We start from the raw sequence: 20584 nt of genomic DNA, 5'->3' as shown, positions 1-20584 counted from the left end.
TGCGTAACCAGCCTCAATAAGGACGCCAAAATGAACAGTCCAGCATAGCGTTAGCTATCTCGAACGCGCAAAGGGATTGCCAACGAAAGATGCCACAGACCGAGCGACGCATTTCTCTTGTCTCGCGTTTATGTTAACCTCCGGCCCAATTTGGGGGACAGCATGCAATGCCAAGCGTGCGGGGCGTCGGTGCCGATAAATTTACAGAACGGCTCATCGAATTGGTTCTGGTTCTGCAACCAGTGGTGTTTATATACTTTGCAGGAATAATTTATCTTTCAAAATTCCTAAGTATTTTTGGTATATCAATTCACGAAATTGATCTTCCACTTCCTATAGTTTTATCATATTCGGCAAATGTCTTCTTCAGCTACGCTATTATAATTCCTATACTGATATTAATAATATTTATCACTGCAGTTTATTTTATAATTGACAATATATATCTCCATGCAAGAAAATATATTAAAAGCAATACAGGAATAGTTGTACTCAGCGTTGCTTTTGTAGTCATCGCATATCCATATGTCGCGAGCGTTGCCGAGGCAAAAGCTACAAAGAAGGCAGATAACATTTGGGAGCTCCACGGAGCACAGATTGCGTTCAGGCGGAGCTTAAATGAATCCTCATTTAGATTACCCCTCCGCCGCACGGCGGCAATCGAAGATTGCTTTCAGAAGCAGCGGTTCGTACTCGTAATTGCAACTGCAAATAATGTTGTCTACACAATCTGCCCACTTGCCGCCGGGGTGGCGAATAACAAGGAATCTAAGAAAGAGGGATTTCTCGTCATTGGAAATCAATCCACGGGAGATATCATCGGCATTCGAGATGTGACAAGGGACGTGGACGATGATTAGGATTGTTTGCGCGGTATGTCTTCTAGCTCTGCTGCAGCACCCGGCTAACGCACAATCGGCCTCGGACATAAAGCAGGTGAATAGGCAGGAAGATTTCAGTAAATTTTTGTCGAAATTGAATAAAGGAGAGCAGGGTACAATTTACGTCACCACTCAGAAGATTTTTGCTTTTGTCAAGAAATCGTATGATATTGGCTTTTTTTACGGACATCCGTCCGGAAAAACTGTGACGTTTTACTATTGCGACGACAAGAAAACGCCACCTAGCGAACCTATGGCGGTTGATGATCTCACCGTCGACCCTTCAAGCGACTGTGGTTCTGACGTTAAGCCGCCTGACAGCCCTATCGAAGCTGGAGCCAAGCTTTCCATAAAGTGGTCATATGTCGCGTCCAAGGCTGGGTACGAAGTCTCGGTTCCCGGCACAACAAGCCCGACGTTTTTCGTTGCCTGCAGTGGCGTGCCTAAGGCTCTGATCAAAACTGCTGCGACAACGACTAGTCAGAGAGACATCGCATTCTACGATCAGGCGTCTCCCGCAATAGAATTGGCTTTCAGGACGCAGTTTCCCGAAACTACCCTCAGGTCAGCGCGCGACTTGCCTGCTCCTTCGCCGGACGAATGCTCCAGTGCTCGCAGCTTCTCGCTGATACCTATCGGCGCAACCGAGGCAACGAGCATGTCGTGGTTGGATACGTATACTTCCAGCAACGTGCTAGGAGTGGTCAAAAGTCATAAATAGAATGATATTTCTTCCCCCGCTTTCGCCACGGCGTATGCACCGTGCTTCGGGAGTGGGTAAGCCCTCGATGGCATCGAGCCATAGGAGCCTAATCCGATCCATCGCCGGGCAAAAAGATGGACCGGCTGGAACTCGTTTTAAAATCGCGCTCCTTGATTAGTATGTAGGCAATCGGAGGGACCCGCTCATAAAGTGGACGGGTGCACCCCGGTGGGTTGCGTCATGCGGTCGCCCGGAGATGGGACCCGATCCATCGATTGGGGAAAGAAGTGGGGATGAGATAATAATTATCAGGATAAGTATGTTAAAACAATTGCTTAGAGAACAAATTTGGCGGAGAGAAAGGGATTCGAACCCTTGATACGGTTGCCCGTATACACGCGTTCCAGGCGTGCGCCTTCGACCACTCGGCCACCTCTCCGCGGCCAGGATATCCGCCGTTTTGCCGGCTTGATCCCCGCACCCCGGCTCATCTAGTCGATCCGAACCGGAATGCCAAGCGCTGCGAACGCGGCTTTTGGCCCTTTCCCCGCCATTGCCGATCGGCGGCGGCGCGGCTACGCTTTGCCATGATCCGATTTGTCTTTCGTCTTCTCGCCACGATCTCACTGGCGCTGGCCGTGATCCTGGCGGTTCTCGATGCCACCCGATCGGTGGCGATGTCGAGGCTGGTTCTGACCCCACTCGGCGAGAGCTGGAAGACATTGTCGCCCGCTACGCTGGATAGTCTGCGGGCGATGGTGGAAGGCCGCTGGCCGCTCCTCTGGGATATTGTCGCGGTGTGGCTTCTCTCCGCACCGGGCGCGATCGTCTTTGCCGTGCTTGCTCTTCTTCTTTACGCGATCGGGCACCGTCCCGAGCGGCACGGCGACTTTGCCGCCGAATGATCGGGCAACAAGCGTTTCCTGGAGCCTTGCATGTTTTTCCTGAGCGATATGCTGAACAAGAGACTGCATCTGCCGAAGGCCGGCGAGGCGCTCCCGGGCCACGCCCGGCCGATCCGCACGGCGACAAGGCATCGCGCCTCGAAGCGGCCCCTGAAAGAGCCTTATCCGCAAGGCATGGAAATAGCGCTGTTCGCCATGGGTAATTTCTGGTGCGCGGAGGCTCTTTTCTGGAAGATACCGGGCGTTTGGGTCACGGCCGTCGGATATGCTGGCGGTTCGACGCCGAACCCCACCTATCAGGAAGTGTGCACCGGCCTGACCGGCCATGCCGAAACAGTGCGCGTCGTCTTCGACCCTGGGACCGTTCCCTATGGGGAACTGCTCAAGTTCTTCTGGGAGAACCATGATCCGACACAGGGCATGCGCCAGGGCAGCGATATCGGAACGATCTATCGCTCGGCGATCTATGTGACGACCGAAGACCAGCACGCGGCGACACTTGCTGCACGCGATGCCTATCAGGCCGCGCTGCGAGAGGCAGGGTTCGCCCGTATCACCACCGTGGTCGAGCCTGCTTCCGACTTCTACTTCGCCGAGGCCGAGCACCAGCAATATCTGAGCCGCAATCCGGGCGACAGTTCGGTATTACGGGGAGCAGGCGTCCGTTATCCGGCGCCCGAAGTGGCGGTCGGCGCTTCCTGAGCACGGGGGTTGCGGACGCGCTCACCAGCTGGCGCGCCGTTTTCCAGACGGTCAAAAAATCCGCGTGTAATTTGCGCTGCGTCATGCAAAAGTGCCTTTCAAGCGGGGGTAGGAATCCCTGCCAGGGCCGCGCCGGCAACCATAAGAGGATGTCGGGGCGCAATATTATTGGGAAAAAGACAACCGACAGGGTGTGGATCACATGAAGCGTATCGTTCTCGGCCTTCTGGCCGCAGCCGCAATGACCCTTCCGGCCTTTGCCGCCGACATCAAACCCGCCATCATTTACGATCTGGGCGGAAAGTTCGACAAATCCTTCAACGAGGCAGCCTTCCACGGTGCCGAGAAGTTCAAGAAGGAGACCGGCATCGCCTACCGCGATTTCGAGATTTCCAATGACACGCAGCGCGAGCAGGCGCTGGAGAAGTTCGCCGAGGACGGCAACAGCCCGATCGTGGTGATGAGCTTCTCCTTCGAGCAGGCGCTGAAGAAGGTGGCGCCCGAATATCCCAACACCCAGTTTGCCATCGTCGACACCGTCGTCGACCTGCCGAACGTGCGCTCGATCGTCTTCAAGGAGAATGAGGGCTCCTATGTCGTCGGCGTGATGGCGGCGCTCGCCTCCAAGACCGGCACGGTCGGCTTCGTCGGCGGAATGGACGTGCCGCTGATCCGCAAATTCGCCTGCGGCTATGTCGGCGGCGTCAAGGCCGCCAAGCCGGATGACAAGGTGATCCAGAACATGACCGGCGACACCCCGGCGGCATGGAACGACCCGACCAAGGGTGGTGAAATCACCAAGGCTCAGATCGATCAGGGCGCGGACGTGGTCTATGCGGCGGCCGGCGGCACCGGCGTCGGCGTCCTGCAGGCGGCGGCGGATGCGGGCAAGCTCGCCATCGGCGTCGATTCCAACCAGAACGGTCTGCAGCCCGGCCATGTGCTGACCTCGATGGTCAAGCATGTCGACGTTGCCGTCTACAACGCCTTCATGGACGCGAAGGACGGGAAGTTCTCCTTCGGCGTCGAGAATCTCGGCCTTGCCGAGGACGGCGTCGGCTACGCCATGGACGACAACAACAAGTCGCTGGTCACGCCGGAAATGCAGAAGGCGGCCGATGCGGCCAAAGCCGACATCATCTCCGGCAAGATCAAGGTCCACGACTATATGTCGGACAATGCCTGCCCTTACTGAGCAGCACCGGATATAGACAGGAAGGCCGTCGGCTTAGAGCCGGCGGCCTTTTTCATGCGGCGATGCCTACCAATGCGGCGGCTTCGTCACCGGCACGTCGGGCCGCGCCTGCTCCTCCAGCTCGAGAAAGCGCTCCGCCAGCGTATCGAGCTTCTTGCGCATCCGTTCGATCGTCTTCCACTGCCCGGCGATCTCCGCCGAAAGCTCGCCAATGATCTTTTCCTGCTCGGCGAGGGTGATCTCAAGCCGGGTCAGCCGGTCCTCGTCTGCCGCGCTCATGCGCTTATCCCTTCCAGCGCACGGCGAAAGGGTGTTTCGAGCGGTGCCGGCTTGCGTGTTTTCTTATCGACATAGACATGGACGAAAAAGCCTTCCGCCGCGGCGACGGTCTCGTCATTGCGGAACAGGCCGATCTCGTAGCGTACGGAAGAGGTCCCGAGCTTCGCCACCTTCAGCCCGGACGTGATCATGTCCGGATAGCCCATCTCGGCGAAATAGCGGCAGCCCGTCTCCACAACCAGCCCGATCCGATCGCCCCCGTGGATATCGAGCAGGCCGTTCTCGATCAGCCAGCAATTCACGCTCGTGTCGAACAGCGTGTAATGCACCGCATTGTTCATATGGCCGTAGATGTCGTTGTCGAGCCACCGCGTCGGGATGGCGCGGAACACCCGGTAGGCATCGCGTATCGAAGGCGCGGGTCGCTCACTCATGGCCTCGCCTGGCCGTTCGTGCAGCGAGTGAACGTGGAGATTTGGGAATTTGTCATGGTTTCCGAAATTGACAAGCGATGCTCGATTTGTCGAGAGTGGTGGCGGGGTTCTTGATGTTGACAGCCCCTTGGGAGCGGCGTGTCGATTGGCAGCGCGGAAGCGCCATGCTAATCTTTGACCAAATGATAAAAATCCTTCGGGGAACGGTGGATGGCTGAAGCCGCGATCGAGTTGATCGGCATCAACAAGAGTTTTGGCGCCGTCCGCGCCAACCGCGATATCCATCTCGCGGTCGAGAAGGGCACGATCCATGGCATCGTCGGGGAAAACGGCGCCGGCAAGTCGACACTGATGTCAATCCTCTACGGCTTCTACCAGGCCGACAGCGGCGAAATCCGCGTCGACGGCAAGCCGACGAGGATCGCGACGCCGAACGACGCCATCGCCGCGGGTATCGGCATGGTGCATCAGCATTTCATGCTGGTGCATAATTTCACGGTTATCGAAAACGTGATCCTCGGCGTCGAGGGCGAGCCATTGCTGAGGGCCAGCATCGCCAAGGCGCGCTCGGAGCTGCAACGCCTGGAGCGTGAATATGGGTTGGAGGTCCACCCCGACGCCATCATCGAGACGCTACCGGTCGGATTGCAGCAGCGGGTCGAAATCCTGAAAGCGCTCTATCGCGGCGCCGAAACGCTTATCCTGGACGAACCGACCGGCGTCTTGACGCCGGCGGAGGCGGATCACCTTTTCCGTATCCTGCGCCAGCTCAAGGAACAGGGAAAGACGGTCGTCCTCATCACGCACAAGCTGCGCGAGATCATGGCCGTCACAGATAATGTTTCGGTCATGCGTCAGGGCACGATGGTGGCTACCCGCAAAACCGCTGAAACGACGGTCGGCGAACTGGCGGAACTGATGGTCGGGCGCCGCGTGTTGCTGCGCGTCGAAAAAGGCGAGGCGAAGCCTGGCGATTACAAGCTTGTCGTGGACGGCCTGACGGTCAAGGACTCTCGCGGCGTCACCATGGTGGACGGCGTCTCCTTCGGCGTGCGTGCCGGCGAGATCGTCGGCATCGCGGGCGTCGCCGGCAACGGGCAATCGGAATTGATCGAGGCGATAGCCGGCATCCGCCATGCCGTCTCCGGCAGCGTGATGCTCGACGGCAAGCCCATCCGGGTGACCGGCAATGCCGATCCGGGTGAATTGCGGGAGCGCGGTCTGGCACACGTGCCGGAGGACCGCCACCATGTCGGCCTCGTGCTCGCCTTCGAGGAGAACGAGAACTCGATCCTCGGCTACCACGATCAGGAGAAATACCTGAACGGCGCCTTCCTCGATATTCCGGCTATCCGCAAGGACGCGGTGGAGAAGATCCAGAAATATGACATCCGCCCAGCCGACATTCGTCTGAAAACCGCGAATTTTTCCGGTGGCAACCAGCAGAAGATCGTGCTCGCGCGCGAAATGGAGCAGGACCCGGGCGTGCTGATCGTCGGCCAGCCGACACGCGGCGTCGATGTCGGCGCGATCGAATTCATCCACAAGCGCCTGATCGAGATGCGCGACAAGGGAAAGGCCGTACTGCTGGTCTCGGTCGAACTCGACGAGATACGCTCGCTTTCCGACCGCATCCTCGTCATGTTCGACGGCCGCATCGTCGGCGAGCGCGGACCGGACGCCACGGAAGGCGAACTCGGCCTGCTGATGGCCGGCGTCGAGGCGAAGGAAGCGGCGGAATGAGCGCACCATATGCCAGGCTGCCCGGCTGGGTGGATTATGGCCTGATCCCGCTGATCAACCTGATCGTCGCGTTTCTCGTCGCGGGTCTCGTCGTGCTTCTGGTCGGCGAGAACCCGTTCGACGCGGCCGTCATCCTTGTCGATGGTGCGCTGGGGGGCGGCCAGAACATAGCCTACACGCTCTACTATGCCACCAATTTCATCTTCACCGGGCTGGCGGTTGCCATAGCCTTCCATTGCAGCCTCTTCAATATCGGCGGCGAGGGGCAGGCCTATGTCGGCGGTCTCGGATTGTCGATCGTCTGTCTGGCCTTCGACGGCATCTTTCCCTGGTGGATCAATTTTCCGCTGGCGATTATCGCCAGCGCCCTGTTCGGCGCGCTCTGGGCGCTGATCCCCGCCTATCTTCAGGCGAAGCGCGGCTCCCACATCGTCATCACGACGATCATGTTCAATTTCATCGCCGCGAGCCTGATGGTCTATCTCCTCGTCGGCCCGCTGAAGCCGTTCCATTCGCAGGCACCGCAGACGCGTGATTTCCTGCCCGGCGGGCAATTGCCCAAACTCGGCTTCATCTTCGAATGGATGGGCATGCGGGTGCGCACCGCACCCTTCAACGTCTCCTTCCTGCTGGCGCTCGCCGCCTCCGTCTTTGTCTGGCTTCTGGTCTGGCGTACCCGCTTCGGCTACGAGCTGCGCACCATGGGTTTCAGTCCCGAGGCTGCGCGCTACGCCGGCATCAACGAGTCGCGCATCATCATCATCACCATGATGATCTCGGGCGCGTTGGCCGGGCTGATGTCAATCAACGTCATCATGGGCGATCAGCATCACATGGCGCTCGATTTCGCCTCCGGCGCAGGCTTCGTCGGCATCGCAGTTGCGCTAATGGGGCGCTCTCACCCGTTCGGCATTATCCCGGCCGCGATCCTGTTCGGCATGCTCTACCAGGGCGGCGCCGACCTCTCCTTCGAGATGCCCGAAATCTCGCGCGACATGATCGTCATCATCCAGGGGCTGGTCATCCTCTTCGCCGGCGCGCTGGAGCATATGTTCCGCCCGGCGATACAGACGATCTTCGCGAGCCTCAGTCCCCGCTCCGTCGGTGTGGAAGCCAAGGCGGGAACGGGATCATGATGGAAGCCTACACGGTCCTCGTGCAGATCGCCGACGCCACGGTTCGCGTCTCGGTTCCGTTGCTCCTGGCGGCGCTCGCCGGCCTCTATTCGGAGCGATCCGGCATTTTCGACATCGGGCTGGAGGGCAAGATGCTGGCCGGCGCCTTCGCCGCCGGGGCCGCAGCCTATGTCAGCGGTTCGGCCTGGGTGGGGTTGAGCGCGGCGATCGTCGTTTCGATCGCCATGTCGCTCATCCACGGCGTCGCCTCGATAACCTATCGCGGCAATCAGATCGTCTCCGGCGTGGCGATCAACTTCATCGCTTCCGGCTCGACGGTCATCCTCGGCCAGGCCTGGTTTCATCAGGGCGGGCGCACGCCGTCGGTCTCGGGCCAAGCGCGCTTCGGCGACATCGCCTTTCCGTTCGCCGACGCCATCCGCCCGGTCCCGATCATCGGCCCGATCTATTCGAACGTGATCTCGGGCCATTCGATCATCGTCTATTTTGCCTTCCTGATGGTGCCCTTCACCTGGTGGGTGCTTTTCCGCACGCGTTTCGGTTTGCGACTGCGCGCCGTCGGCGAGAATCCGGCGGCGGTGGATACGGCAGGCATTTCGGTGGCGTGGCTCCGCTATCGCGCGGTGATCTGCACGGGCGTGCTTACCGGTTTCGCCGGCGCCTATCTGTCGATCGCGCAGCAGGCCGGCTTCGTGAAGGAGATGTCGGCGGGACGCGGCTTCATCGCGCTTGCCGCGCTCATCTTCGCCAAGTGGAAGCCGGTGCCGGTCATGTTCGCCTGCCTGCTGTTCGGCTTCCTCGACGCCATCTCGATCCGCTGGCAGGGCATCGCGCTGCCGGGTATCGGCAAGCTGCCGGTACAGTTGATGCAGGCGCTGCCCTATATCCTCACCTGCGTGCTGCTCGCCGGCTTCATCGGCAAGGCCATCCCGCCGCGTGCCGGCGGCGTGCCCTACGTGAAGGAAAGATAGGGCGAACGCCCGAGGGAAGATAATGTCCAGGGACCTATTCGAAGCGGCGCGGGCCGCGATGGCCAAATCGCATTCGCCCTATTCACGCTTTCCCGTCGGAGCGGCGCTGAGGACGGAAGACGGCAGTATCTATGCCGGCGCCAATATCGAGGTTGCATCCTATCCGGAAGGCTGGTGCGCCGAAACCACCGCGCTCGGCCATTATGTCATGGGCGGCGGCGGCCGGATAACGGAGATTGCGGTCGTCGCCGAAAAAATGGCCCGCATTACGCCTTGCGGCGGCTGCCGCCAGCGGCTCGCGGAATTCGCGGCGGCGGACACGAAGCTTCATCTGTGCGATGATACTGGCATCGTGGAGACAGTGACGATGGGCGAGATGCTGCCGCTCGGCTTCAGCCGCGAGACGCTGAAATGAAACCGGCCATCGACCTTCTGGTCGAAAGGCTGCGCGGGCTACAGCCGACGACGGCGCTGGTGCTGGGCTCCGGGCTCGGCAGCCTCGCGGCCGCGGTCGAAGACGCGATCCGCATCCCCTACGCCGACCTGCCTGGCTTTCCGCGGGGCGGCGTCAGCGGCCATACCGGCGAACTGGTCGCGGGCAGGCTTTCCGGCAAACCCGTGCTCATGCTGGCCGGCCGTGTCCATTACTACGAGCATGGGGATGCCGCCGCGATGCGTCCGGCGCTCGAAATCCTCGCTGGGCTCGGCGTGACGACGCTGCTTTTGACCAACGCAGCGGGGTCGCTCAGGGAAGACATGCCGCCCGGCTCGGTCATGCTGATCGAGGACCATATCAATTTTTCCGGCGCCAACCCGCTGATCGGCGAGCCGAGCGACCGCCGTTTCGTCGGCATGACCGGCGCCTATGACACCGACCTTCGCAAGGCTCTCGGCAAGGCGGCGGAACGGGCCGGCATTCCGCTTCATCGCGGCGTCTATATGTGGCTCTCTGGTCCGTCCTTCGAGACACCGGCGGAAATCCGCATGATCCGCATGCTGGGCGCCGACGCGGTCGGCATGTCGACCGTGCCGGAAGTCATCCTTGCCCGCTTTCTCGGGCTTCGCGTGGCGGCCTGCTCGGTCATCACCAATCTCGCCGCCGGCATGACCGGCGCAGAACTTTCCCATCAGGAGACGAAGGATATGGCGCCGGTTGGCGGCGCGCGGCTTGCAGCCATCCTTCGCGAAGCGATCGGAGAAATCGCATGAACGTCAAGACGGATCACGCGGGCATGGCGACCGCCAGGCCCGCCTCGGAAAACGGCCTCGTCCCGGTCCATGTCGCAATCAAGCGCAACGAGGGCATGGCTCTCGAGCCGTCGCTTTTCGAGGCAGCGGACGTCAATTTGTCCGCCGCCGAGCGACGCGCCGCCACGCTCACCACCCGCCGCTCGGTCAAGAAGGCCTGGCAGGCGGCCTGGCTGGTCCGCGCCATCGAATGCATGGACCTGACCACGCTGGTGGGCGACGACACGCCGGGCCGCGTCGAAAGGCTCTGCGCCAAGGCGAAGCATCCGCTCAGGGACGATCTCGTCGAGGCGCTCGGGCTCTCAGGCCAGCGGCTGCACACCGGCGCGGTCTGCGTCTATCCCGCCATGGTGCCGATCGCGGTGAAGGCGCTGGAAGGCTCGGGCATCCCGGTGGCATCCGTCGCGACCGGTTTCCCGGCCGGGCTGACGCCGCTGCCGCAGCGGCTTGCCGAAATCCGCTACGCGGTCGGAGAGGGTGCGGCCGAGATCGATATCGTCGTCACGCGCGCCCACGTGCTGACCGGCAACTGGACCGCACTCTATGAGGAGGTCCGGCAGATGCGCGAGGCCTGCGGCGAGGCGCATCTGAAGGCGATCCTTGCCACCGGCGAACTGAAGACGCTGACCAATGTCTACAAGGCTTCCATGGTGGCGATGATGGCCGGGGCCGATTTCATCAAGACCTCGACCGGCATGGAGGCGGTCAACGCCACGCTGCCTGTCAGCCTTGTCATGGTCCGCGCCATCCGCGCCTATCTGGAGGCGACCGGGTACCAGATCGGCTTCAAGCCGGCCGGCGGCATCCGTGCCGCCAAGGATGCGCTCGCCTGGCTGATCCTTATGAAGGAAGAGCTCGGCCGCGACTGGATGGGGCCTGAGCTATTCCGCCTCGGCGCAAGCTCGCTGCTTGGCGACATCGAGCGCCAGATCGAGCATTTCGTCACCGGCCGGTACTCTTCGAGCGACCGGCATGGCATGGCGTAGCAGTCCTATGTTGGATAGTTCACCTCCCTTCGCACCCCCCTCTGGCCCGCCGGCCATCTCCCCCACAAGGGGGGAGATTAGTTCTTCATCGACGCCGACACGTCATCACCAGCGTTGGCGGTCAGCGGCCTCAAAAATGAGGGCTGATCTCCCCCCTTGTGGGGGAGATATCCGGCAGGACAGAGGGGGGCAACGTAGAGCGAAGACCTCCGAACATTGCCAGCGAGACCTCCCATGAACCAGATCCAGGACATCCTGCGCACGATGGAATACGGCCCGGCCCCCGAAGAGGACGCGCATGTGCGCGCCTGGCTGAAGCGCCATGGCGGCCGGTTCGGGCACTTCATCGGCGGCCGCTTCTCCAGACCCGAGAACAAGAGTTTCAAGGTTTTCAACCCCTCGACCGGCGAGGAGATCGGCGAAGTCGCGGAAGGCACGGAGAAGGACGTCGACAAGGCGGTGAAAGCGGCCACCTCGGCCTTCGCCAAATGGTCCGCGCTATCCGGCAACGAGCGCGCACGCCACCTCTATGCGCTTGCCCGCTCGGTGCAGAAACATGCGCGCTTCCTCGCCGTGCTTGAGACGATCGACAACGGCAAGCCGATCCGCGAGACGCGCGACCTCGACATCCCGCTGGTCGCCCGTCATTTCTATCACCATGCCGGTTGGGCCGAGCTTCGCGACGAGCAGTTTCCTGGCCATGCGCCGGCCGGGGTCTGCGGCCAGATCATCCCGTGGAATTTCCCGCTCCTGATGCTGGCGTGGAAAGTCGCGCCGGCGCTTGCGGCAGGCTGCACAGTGGTGCTGAAGCCGGCCGAGCATACCCCCCTCACCGCGCTCGCCTTCGCCGAGATCTGCAACGAGGCGGGCCTGCCCGCCGGTGTCTTCAACGTCGTCAATGGCGGCGGCGAAACCGGCGCGGCGATGGTCGCACATCCGGGCTTTTCCAAGATCGCCTTCACCGGCTCGACCGAGGTCGGCCGCATCATCCGCCGCCAGACCGCGGGTACGGGCAAGAAGCTGTCGCTCGAACTCGGCGGCAAGTCGCCCTTCATCGTCTTCGCGGATGCCGATCTCGACGCGGCGGTGGAAGGCGTGGTCGACGCCATCTGGTTCAACCAGGGCGAAGTCTGCTGCGCCGGTTCGCGCGCGCTCGTGCAGGAAGGCGTCGCCGAGCGCTTCTACGGCAAGCTGCGCGCCCGAATGGAGAAGCTGCGCGTCGGCGACCCGCTCGACAAATCGACCGATATCGGCGCAGTCGTCGCCCCGGTCCAGGTCGAGGCGATCACCGCCAAGGTGAAGGCCGGCATGAAGGAAGGTGCAGCGCTCTTCCAACCGAGCTGGGCGAAGGAGGTTTCGGGACGGCCCGGCTGCTTCTTCCCGCCGAGCCTGTTCACCGGCGTGTCGCCGGCATCGCCGCTGGCGCAAGAGGAAATCTTCGGCCCGGTGCTCGTGGCGATGACATTCCGTACACCGGGCGAGGCGGTGCAGCTTGCCAACAACAGCCGTTACGGGCTGGCGGCCTCGATCTGGTCTCAAAACCTCGACACGGCTTTCGACGCCGCGCGGCAGGTAAAATCAGGCGTGGTCTGGATCAACTCGACCAATCTGTTCGACGGCGCGGTCGGCTTCGGCGGTTACAAGGAAAGCGGCTTCGGGCGCGAGGGCGGCCGCGAAGGCATGCACGAATATCTGGTGCCGGCATGGATGAAGAAGGCGAAGCCGGCGCGGGTCGCGCCGCCGCTCGATGCTCCGCTGCCCGCCGGCGAAGACCTGCCGGGCAGCGGACGGGCGCTCGACCGAACGGTAAAACTCTATATCGGCGGCAAGCAGGCGCGACCGGATTCGGGCTATTCCTACCCGGTCCACGACCATGCGGGCAAAATCGTCACAGAAGCAGGTTTCGGCAACCGCAAGGATATCCGCAACGCCGTTGAGGCGGCGCGCAAGGCCGAGGGCTGGAGCGGCATGACCGGTCATGCGCGCGCGCAGGTTCTCTATTTCCTCGCCGAGAACCTCGAATTGAGGGCCGACGAATTCGCCGCCCGCCTGCGCCAGTCAACCGGCGCTTCCCCCGCGCAGGCGCGGAAGGAAGTCGCTGCTTCCGTGGCGCGGATCATGTATTATGCGGCCTGGGCCGATAAATATGACGGCGCGGTACGCGGGCCGCAGCCGCGCATGCTGTCGCTGGCACTGCCGGAGCACTTCGAGGTGATCGGCATCTCCTGCCCCGACGAGGCGCCGCTGCTTTCCTTCCTGTCGCTTACCCTGCCGGCGATCGCCATGGGCAACCGGGTCGTGGTGACGCCGTCGCCGCGCCAGCCGCTTGCCGCCTGCGACCTCTATCAGGTGCTCGACACCAGCGATGTGCCCGGCGGCGTGGTGAACATCGTCACCGGCGACCGCGACCAGCTGGCCTCCGTCATCGCCAAGCACGACGACATCGCCGCGCACTGGTATTTCGGCTCGGCGGAAGGTTCGGCGATGGTCGAACGCGAATCGGCCGGCAATTTGAAACTCACCTGGGTCAACAATGGCAAGGCCCGCGACTGGTACGACCCCAAGGAGGGCCAGGGCGAGGAATTCCTGTTCAAGGCGACCCGCATCAAGTCCATCTGGACGCCGTTCGGGGTTTGATGGCTTTGATGTCGCGCCCTATGTTGCCCCCCTCTGTCCTGCCGGACATCTCCCCCACGAGGGGGGAGATTAAGCTGCCACTCGGGCCGACCCCAATCTCCATGGTTGCAGAATTAGAGCAACCAACGAAGCGCATGATCTCCCCCCTCGTGGGGGAGATGTCCGGCAGGACAGAGGGGGGCGCGGCCGAGCACTGCGTCTCCGGATTCTTGGCGGCGCTCCGCTAATGCTTCCCGCCGAATTCATCCGCCGCAAGCGCGACGGAAGGCCGCTGCCGGCGGAGGAGATCGCCGCTTTCGTCGAGGGCATCGTCTCCGGCGCGGTTTCGGAGGGGCAGGCCGCCGCCTTCGCCATGGCCGTCTTCTTCAACGGCATGAGCCGCGAGGAGGCGGTGGCGCTGACGCTCGCCATGCGCGATTCGGGCGACGTGCTGGAATGGTCCGACCTGCCGGGTCCGGTCACCGACAAGCATTCGACCGGCGGCGTCGGCGACAATGTCTCGCTTATGCTTGCGCCGATCGTGGCTTCCTGCGGCGCCTACGTGCCGATGATCTCGGGGCGCGGGCTTGGCCATACCGGCGGCACGCTCGACAAGATGGATTCGATCCCCGGCTATGTCAGCCAGCCGGACAGTGCGCTTTTCCGCAAGGCCGTGCGCGAGACCGGCTGCGCCATCATCGGCCAGACTGCGAACCTGGCGCCGGCCGACAAGCGGCTCTACGCCATCCGCGACGTCACCGCGACCGTCGAGTCCATCCCGCTCATCACCGCGTCGATCCTCTCGAAGAAACTCGCCGCAGGGCTCCAGTCGCTGGTGCTCGACGTCAAGGCCGGCAACGGTGCCTTCATGGCGCGTGCCCGAGACGCCTCGGCGCTGGCGAAGAGCCTCGTCGAGGTCGCGAACGGCGCCGGGCTGAAGACCACCGCACTGATCACCAATATGGACGAGCCTTTGGCATCCGCCGCCGGCAACGCCGTCGAGGTGGAGAATGCCGTCGATTTCCTGACCGGGCGGCGGCGCGACGACCGCCTGGAAGAGGTGACGCTGGCGCTCGCCGCCGAGATGCTGGGCGCCGCTGGCATCGCCGCATCCAATGCCGACGGGATGCGCCTGGCACGCGAAGCGCTCGACGGCGGCCGTGCCGCCGAAACCTTCGGCCGCATGGTGCATGCGCTCGGCGGGCCCTCCGGTTTCATCGAGGATTGCAGTCCCTTCCTGCCGAAAGCGGAGGTGGATCATGCGGTGAAGGCGCCTCGCGGCGGCTATGTCACCGGGATCGCCACGCGCGAGATCGGGCTTGCGGTGGTCGGGCTCGGCGGCGGGCGCAGGAAGCCGGAAGACGCCGTCGATCATGCAGTCGGCATAACCGGCCTGCTGCCGGTCGGCGCGGAAGTGGCGAAGGGCGATGCGCTGGCGATCGTCCGGGCGCGCTCAAAGGCAAGCGCGGAAGAAGCGGCGGCAACCATCCTTGCCGCCTATTCGCTCGGCGAGACGAGGCCGTCGCGCCGCAAGCCGGTCATGCGCAGGGTGGCGGAATAGCGGGCGCGCCTACTGCTATTGCTGCAGGATCATGGCGCCGTTCTCGACCTCGTATTTCGACAGGCGCTTGAGGAAGCTCATGCCGACCAGCGTGCCGGTGAGCGCGGAGTCCTCCAGCACCACGGCCGGCACCTTGTCGACATAGATCTTGCCGATCTGGATGGCGTCGATGGTGGCGGCGGCCGCCTTCGCCTTGCCGTTGGCGGTGGTGACGACATAGGTGAAGTCCGATGGCGTCAAGACGATGCCGATACGCCGCGCGGTCGTGACGTTGATAGCCACAACCGTCGCACCGGTGTCGATCATGGCCGGGATATCATGCCCGTTCAGCCTGAACTCGGCCGCGAAATGACCCCGGGGATCGGCTGGGAGCCGTACCTTGCGCCCGAGCAGTGCCGGTTCTTCCGTCCGGACCGCCGCAAGCCTCGGCGGCGCGGCTGGAAGGGTTTGCTGCGCCGGCGCTGTTTGCCGCCCGGACAGGCCGAAGCGAAGCATGGCCTCGAATGCCTGCGGGTGCGACTGGTAAAGGGCCGGGATGGACGCGGCGATGCCGGCGACGGCGCCTGCGAGGATCAGCTTGTTCATCGGCGGGTTCCTGAGCGCGCCGAGCCTATCCTGCCCGCCCTCACCGGCGCCTTAATTTGCGTCGTACCGGCCGCTCGCGGCGATAAATCCGCCGATCTCGGTTAGCGGTGCCTGAACACGCTCCGGAGAATTTTCCAGACAGGCCTATTTGGTGCCGTACATGCGGTCACCCGCGTCGCCCAGGCCGGGGAGGATATACCCCACCTCGTTGAGGCGCTCGTCGATCGCCGCGGTGAAGACCGGCACATCCGGATGCGCCCTGGTGAAGCGCTCGATCCCCTCCGGCGCGGCAAGCAGGCACAGAAAGCGCATATTGGTCGCGCCGCGCGCCTTCAGCATCTCCACCGCCGCGATTGCCGAGTTGGCGGTCGCCAGCATCGGATCGACGATGATGATCAGCCTGTCGGCGAGGTCGCTCGGCGCCTTGAAGAAATACTCTATCGCCTCAAGAGTCTCATGGTCGCGGTAAAGCCCGATATGGGCGACGCGTGCGGCCGGCACGAGATCGAGCAGCCCTTCGAGCAGGCCGTTGCCGGCCCGAAGCACCGAGGCGAAAACCAGCTTCTTGCCTTCCAGCGTCGGCGCTTCCATCGTCGTCAGCGGCGTCTCGATGGTCTTGGTCGTCAGTTCCAGATTGCGCGTCACCTCGTAGCCGAGCAGCAGCGATATCTCGCGCAGCAGGCGCCGGAAGCCTGCGGTCGAGGTTTCCTTGCTGCGCATGATCGTCAGCTTGTGCTGCACCAGCGGGTGGTCGACGACGGTCACGCCCTGCATTTCCTGTCCCTCGATTTCGCGATATCCGGAAGATACTAACGGCTGGGAGCCCGCCGACAAATCCCGCATGACCGCCCGACCACAGTTTTATGCGATCCGCGCGGTTTACCACGCGTCCGTTCATCGCGGCTTTGACGATAGCGCCCCGGATTTCGATCGGTTATGGTCCCGCCGTTTTCAGGACAGGACATAGGAATGTCGGAACAACGCGCTGCCGCCGGCGAAGGCATGCGGACCTCCTTCGGTTTCCGCCCGGTCGCCGATGGCGAGAAGCAGGGACTGGTCGACACGGTTTTCCACCGCGTCGCCGAACGCTACGACCTGATGAACGACCTGATGTCGGGCGGGCTGCACCGGCTGTGGAAGGACGGCATGGTCGCCTGGCTCAACCCGCCGAAGCGGGCGGGCTGGAAGGCGCTCGACGTTGCCGGCGGCACCGGCGACATCGCTTTCCGCATCGTCGAGGCCTCGAACCGGGCCGCCCATGTCACGGTGCTCGACATCAACGGCTCCATGCTCGCCGTCGGCCAGGATCGGGCGACACGCCGCCACGTTGCGGAGAATGTCGATTTCGTCGAGGCGAACGCGGAGGAACTGCCTTTCGCAGACAATTCCTTCGACGCCTATACGATCGCCTTCGGCATCCGCAACGTGCCGAGGATCGACGCCGCGCTTGCCGAGGCCTACCGCGTGCTGAAGCCGGGCGGCCGCTTCCTCTGCCTCGAATTCTCCGAAGTCGAGATGCCCCTGCTCGACCGCGCCTATGAGGCATGGTCGTTCAACGCCATCCCGCGCATCGGCGGCATCGTGGCGGGCGACCCGGATTCCTATCGCTATCTGGTCGAGTCGATCCGAAAATTCCCCAATCAGGCGAATTTCGCCGCCATGATCCGCGCCGCCGGGTTCGATCGCGTCACCTGGCGCAACTATTCGGGCGGCATCGCGGCACTGCATTCGGGCTGGAAGCTTTGACGGATCGCGCCGCATGAGCACGATCGGCGCGTCGCTTCGCCTCATTCGCGCCGGCTGGGTGCTGGCGCGCGAGGGCGTGCTTGCCTCGTTGCCGGGCGACGAGCTTTCCGGCCCGCCGAAAGTCGCCTGGCGCGTGTCGAAGGCGCTGGCCCGCCGGCGCGCGACGCGCAAGCAGCGTTCGGAAAGGCTGGCCGGCGCCGTCGAGCGGCTCGGGCCGTCCTATGTCAAGCTCGGCCAGTTCCTCGCCACGCGTCCGGATGTGGTCGGCAAGGAGATGGCGCTGGATCTCGCCGGCCTGCAGGACCGCATGGCGACCTTTCCCCGCGCCGAGGCCGTCGCATCGATCGAGGCGTCGCTCGGCCGTCCCGTCGAGGATTTGTTCGAGCGCTTCGGCGAACCGGTCGCGGCGGCTTCCATCGCACAGGTTCATGAGGCCATGGTGACGAGCGGCCGCGTGCCGGGGCGCGTCGCCGTGAAGATCATCCGTCCGGGCGTGCGCCACCGCTTCCAGAACGATCTCGAAAGCTATTTCCTCGCCGCGCGCTTGCAAGAGCGCTTCATCGCTTCCTCTCGCCGGCTGCGGCCGGTCGAGGTGGCGGAGACGCTTGCCCAGACGACCCGAATGGAGATGGATTTGCGGCTGGAAGCAGCGGCCCTTTCGGAACTGGCGGAAAATACCAAGGACGATCCGGGCTTCCGCGTCCCTGCCGTCGACTGGGAGCGCACGGGACGCGACGTGCTGACGCTCGAATGGATCGACGGCGTCAAGATGTCGAATGTAGAGGTACTTGCAGCCGCCGGTCACGACCTGAAGACGTTGGCGGCGACGCTCATCCAGTCCTTCTTGCGCCATACGCTGCGCGACGGATTCTTCCATGCCGACATGCATCCGGGCAATCTGTTCGTCGAGGCGGACGGCACCATCGCCGCCGTCGATCTCGGCATCACCGGGCGGCTCGGCAAGAAGGAGCGGCGCTATCTGGCCGAGATCCTCTACGGCTTCATCGTGCGCGACTACCGCCGCGTTGCCGAAGTGCATTTCGAAGCCGGCTATGTACCCGCCAGGCATGATGTCGCTTCCTTCGCGCAGGCGATCCGCGCCATCGGCGAGCCGATACACGGCCAGTCGGCCGAAACCATCTCCATGGCGCGCCTGCTGACGCTGCTTTTCGAGGTAACCGAGCTTTTCGACATGCAGACGCGGCCGGAACTCCTGCTCCTCCAGAAGACGATGGTCGTGGTCGAGGGCGTGGCGCGCACGCTCGATCCCGCCTTCAATATGTGGAAGGCGTCGGAGCCGGTGGTCGGCGGCTGGATCCGCGACAATCTCGGCCCGAAGGCGCTCCTCATCGATGCACGCGACGGCGCCAACGCGCTCCTCTCGCTCGCCCGCCAGGCCCCCGACCTGGCCGCCCGCGCCGAGCGCCTGTCGCGCGAGATCGATGCGATGGCAGAGAACGGCCTGCGTTTCGACGCGGATACCGCCCGCGCCATCGGCAAGGCCGAGGCCCGACACACGCGCTGGGGTCGTGCCGCGCTATGGGTGATTGCGATTGTCGCCTTCGTCGCGCTTTGGCATTTCTGGTAGATCATCAGTTCCGTGCTCTGCCTTTCTTAAGCTATGAGGAGTACGCGTTCAGCGACTGAATGGAGATGAGGAAGCATATGGGCCTCTCCAGCAAGCGCATTCTGCTCATCATCGGCGGCGGCATCGCGGCCTACAAGGCGCTTGACCTGATCCGCCGGCTGTGTGAGCGCGGCGCTTCGGTGCGCGCGGTGATGACGGCGGGCGCACAGCATTTCGTCACACCGCTTTCGGTCGGCGCACTCACCGGCGGCAAGGTTTTCACCGAACTCTTCGATCGCGACGACGAGCACGATGTCGGCCATATCCGCCTGTCGCGCGAGGCTGATCTGATTGTCGTCGCACCGGCGACCGCCGATCTCATGGCGAAAATGGCAGGCGGCCATGCGGACGATCTCGCCTCGGCCGTCCTGATGGCGACCGACAAGCCCGTCCTGATCGCGCCGGCGATGAACCCTCGGATGTGGGATCATCCGGCGACGCGCCGCAACCGCGCCGTCCTTGCCGGCGACAGCATCCGTTTCGTCGGGCCGGAAAAGGGCGAGATGGCCGAAAGCGGCGAGGTCGGCGAAGGCCGCATGGCAGAGCCGCTGGCCATCGTTGCCGCGGTGGAAGAACTGCTCGACGGACGGCCGAAGCCGCTCGCGGGCAGGAAGATCGTTGTCACCTCGGGACCGACGCACGAGCCGATCGACCCGGTCCGCTATATCGCCAATCGTTCCTCCGGAAAGCAGGGCCATGCCATCGCCGCAGCACTCGCCGCGCTCGGCGCGGAGGTACGGCTCGTCTCCGGCCCGGTCTCGATCCCCGATCCGATCGGTGTCGATACGGTCCATGTGGAAAGCGCGCGCCAGATGCACGATGCGGTGATGGCAGCGCTTCCGGTGGACGCGGCTGTCATGGTCGCTGCCGTCGCCGACTGGCGCACTGCGGATACATGCGGCGAGAAGATCAAGAAGGCAGCGGGCACCGAACCGCCGACGCTGAAGATGATCGAGAATCCCGATATCCTTGCCGAGGTGGGACACTCAGCCAAGCGCCCGCGTCTTGTCGTTGGCTTTGCCGCCGAGACCCAGAACCTCCTGGAGAACGCTGGCGCTAAGCTGAAGAAGAAAGGCGCCGACCTCATCGTCGCCAACGATGTGTCGGCGGGCACCGGCGTCATGGGCGGGGATCTGAACCGCGTCCGGATCGTCTCCGCCACAGGCGTCGAGGAATGGCCGGAACTCGGCAAGACCGAGGTGGCCGAGAGGCTGGCGGCGATGGTCGCCGAACGCCTGCAGGCCGCAGGCCGTTGAGCCTTTCCGA

The 20584-nt window shown here is 63.2% G+C and carries 20 protein-coding genes and 1 tRNA gene; 16 read left to right on the top strand and 5 right to left on the bottom strand.

What is annotated here, in order from left to right; all coding sequences use genetic code 11:
• Window positions 1–167: 167 nt before the first annotated feature.
• Both RBH77_RS02495 and RBH77_RS02490 read left to right on the top strand, forming a co-directional pair.
• Window positions 168–860, top strand: coding sequence for a hypothetical protein (locus RBH77_RS02495; RefSeq protein ID WP_311030577.1), 693 nt, complete (start codon window positions 168–170; stop codon window positions 858–860).
• Window positions 861–936: 76 nt separating this feature from the next.
• Window positions 937–1602, top strand: coding sequence for a hypothetical protein (locus RBH77_RS02490; RefSeq protein ID WP_311030576.1), 666 nt, complete (start codon window positions 937–939; stop codon window positions 1600–1602).
• A gap of 331 nt (window positions 1603–1933) precedes the next feature.
• On the opposite strand, the gene RBH77_RS02485 is transcribed toward RBH77_RS02490, so the two are convergent.
• Window positions 1934–2023 (bottom strand) — tRNA-Ser (locus RBH77_RS02485).
• Window positions 2024–2171: 148 nt separating this feature from the next.
• Here RBH77_RS02485 and RBH77_RS02480 point away from each other — a divergent pair.
• From RBH77_RS02480 to RBH77_RS02470, 3 genes are all read left to right on the top strand, one after another.
• The gene (locus RBH77_RS02480; protein WP_311030575.1) at window positions 2172–2489 is read left to right on the top strand and encodes a hypothetical protein; all 318 of its coding nucleotides are present in this window, start codon (window positions 2172–2174) and stop codon (window positions 2487–2489) included.
• Window positions 2490–2519: 30 nt separating this feature from the next.
• Entirely contained in the window at window positions 2520–3191 is a 672-nt protein-coding gene (msrA, locus tag RBH77_RS02475; RefSeq protein ID WP_311030574.1) for a peptide-methionine (S)-S-oxide reductase MsrA, read from the top strand.
• A 202-nt stretch (window positions 3192–3393) separates the two neighbouring features.
• The gene (locus RBH77_RS02470; RefSeq protein WP_311030573.1) at window positions 3394–4386 is read left to right on the top strand and encodes a BMP family lipoprotein; all 993 of its coding nucleotides are present in this window, start codon (window positions 3394–3396) and stop codon (window positions 4384–4386) included.
• Window positions 4387–4452: 66 nt separating this feature from the next.
• Here RBH77_RS02470 and RBH77_RS02465 read toward each other — a convergent pair whose 3' ends face one another.
• The gene (locus RBH77_RS02465) at window positions 4453–4665 is read right to left on the bottom strand and encodes a SlyX family protein (RefSeq protein ID WP_311030572.1); all 213 of its coding nucleotides are present in this window, start codon (window positions 4663–4665) and stop codon (window positions 4453–4455) included.
• Window positions 4662–5099 (bottom strand): acyl-CoA thioesterase, encoded by a 438-nt coding sequence (locus RBH77_RS02460; RefSeq protein WP_311030571.1) that lies wholly within the window; start codon window positions 5097–5099, stop codon window positions 4662–4664. Before RBH77_RS02460 ends, RBH77_RS02465 begins: the two co-directional genes overlap by 4 nt.
• Before the next feature lie 210 nt (window positions 5100–5309).
• Here RBH77_RS02460 and RBH77_RS02455 point away from each other — a divergent pair, with 210 nt between their 5' ends.
• The 8 genes from RBH77_RS02455 to deoA all read left to right on the top strand — a co-directional run bounded on the left by RBH77_RS02455 (window position 5310) and on the right by deoA (window position 15360).
• Window positions 5310–6842, top strand: coding sequence for an ABC transporter ATP-binding protein (locus RBH77_RS02455; RefSeq protein WP_311030570.1), 1533 nt, complete (start codon window positions 5310–5312; stop codon window positions 6840–6842).
• Window positions 6839–7978, top strand: a complete 1140-nt coding sequence (locus RBH77_RS02450; protein ID WP_311030569.1) for an ABC transporter permease — start codon at window positions 6839–6841, stop codon at window positions 7976–7978. The genes RBH77_RS02455 and RBH77_RS02450 overlap by 4 nt, the downstream gene beginning before the upstream one ends.
• Window positions 7978–8949, top strand: coding sequence for an ABC transporter permease (locus RBH77_RS02445; protein WP_311032401.1), 972 nt, complete (start codon window positions 7978–7980; stop codon window positions 8947–8949). Before RBH77_RS02450 ends, RBH77_RS02445 begins: the two co-directional genes overlap by 1 nt.
• 22 nt (window positions 8950–8971) lie before the next feature.
• Window positions 8972–9364 (top strand): cytidine deaminase, encoded by a 393-nt coding sequence (gene cdd, locus RBH77_RS02440; protein WP_311030568.1) that lies wholly within the window; start codon window positions 8972–8974, stop codon window positions 9362–9364.
• Window positions 9361–10158 (top strand): purine-nucleoside phosphorylase, encoded by a 798-nt coding sequence (locus RBH77_RS02435; protein ID WP_311030567.1) that lies wholly within the window; start codon window positions 9361–9363, stop codon window positions 10156–10158. The genes cdd and RBH77_RS02435 overlap by 4 nt, the downstream gene beginning before the upstream one ends.
• Before the next feature lie 23 nt (window positions 10159–10181).
• A complete protein-coding gene (gene deoC, locus RBH77_RS02430; protein ID WP_311032400.1) occupies window positions 10182–11183 on the top strand; it encodes a deoxyribose-phosphate aldolase in 1002 nt (333 codons plus the stop codon).
• Window positions 11184–11417: 234 nt separating this feature from the next.
• Window positions 11418–13820 carry an aldehyde dehydrogenase family protein gene (locus RBH77_RS02425; RefSeq protein WP_311030566.1) on the top strand — a complete coding sequence of 801 codons (2403 nt, stop codon included), beginning with the start codon at window positions 11418–11420 and terminating at the stop codon, window positions 13818–13820.
• A 226-nt stretch (window positions 13821–14046) separates the two neighbouring features.
• A complete protein-coding gene (gene deoA / locus RBH77_RS02420; protein ID WP_311030565.1) occupies window positions 14047–15360 on the top strand; it encodes a thymidine phosphorylase in 1314 nt (437 codons plus the stop codon).
• Window positions 15361–15375: 15 nt separating this feature from the next.
• On the opposite strand, the gene RBH77_RS02415 is transcribed toward deoA, so the two are convergent.
• On the bottom strand, window positions 15376–15945 hold the full coding sequence (locus RBH77_RS02415; RefSeq protein ID WP_311030564.1) for a TIGR02281 family clan AA aspartic protease: 570 nt from the start codon (window positions 15943–15945) through the stop codon (window positions 15376–15378).
• Window positions 15946–16089: 144 nt separating this feature from the next.
• Window positions 16090–16719, bottom strand: a complete 630-nt coding sequence (gene upp / locus RBH77_RS02410) for a uracil phosphoribosyltransferase (protein WP_311030563.1) — start codon at window positions 16717–16719, stop codon at window positions 16090–16092.
• A 195-nt stretch (window positions 16720–16914) separates the two neighbouring features.
• Here upp and ubiE point away from each other — a divergent pair, with 195 nt between their 5' ends.
• The 3 genes from ubiE (at window position 16915) to coaBC (ending at window position 20574) form a co-directional block, all read left to right on the top strand.
• Window positions 16915–17691 carry a bifunctional demethylmenaquinone methyltransferase/2-methoxy-6-polyprenyl-1,4-benzoquinol methylase UbiE gene (gene ubiE, locus RBH77_RS02405; RefSeq protein ID WP_311030562.1) on the top strand — a complete coding sequence of 259 codons (777 nt, stop codon included), beginning with the start codon at window positions 16915–16917 and terminating at the stop codon, window positions 17689–17691.
• 13 nt (window positions 17692–17704) lie between these two features.
• Window positions 17705–19279, top strand: coding sequence for a 2-polyprenylphenol 6-hydroxylase (gene ubiB, locus RBH77_RS02400; RefSeq protein WP_311030561.1), 1575 nt, complete (start codon window positions 17705–17707; stop codon window positions 19277–19279).
• Between the two features lie 77 nt (window positions 19280–19356).
• Window positions 19357–20574 carry a bifunctional phosphopantothenoylcysteine decarboxylase/phosphopantothenate--cysteine ligase CoaBC gene (coaBC, locus tag RBH77_RS02395; protein WP_311030560.1) on the top strand — a complete coding sequence of 406 codons (1218 nt, stop codon included), beginning with the start codon at window positions 19357–19359 and terminating at the stop codon, window positions 20572–20574.
• The last annotated feature ends 10 nt before the right edge of the window (window positions 20575–20584 follow it).

The sequence above is a fragment of the Mesorhizobium koreense genome, assembly GCF_031656215.1.
GTDB lineage: Bacteria > Pseudomonadota > Alphaproteobacteria > Rhizobiales > Rhizobiaceae > Mesorhizobium_L > Mesorhizobium_L koreense.
Note: the sequence above shows the minus strand (reverse complement) of the source record. Positions and strands in the feature narration are given on the sequence as shown.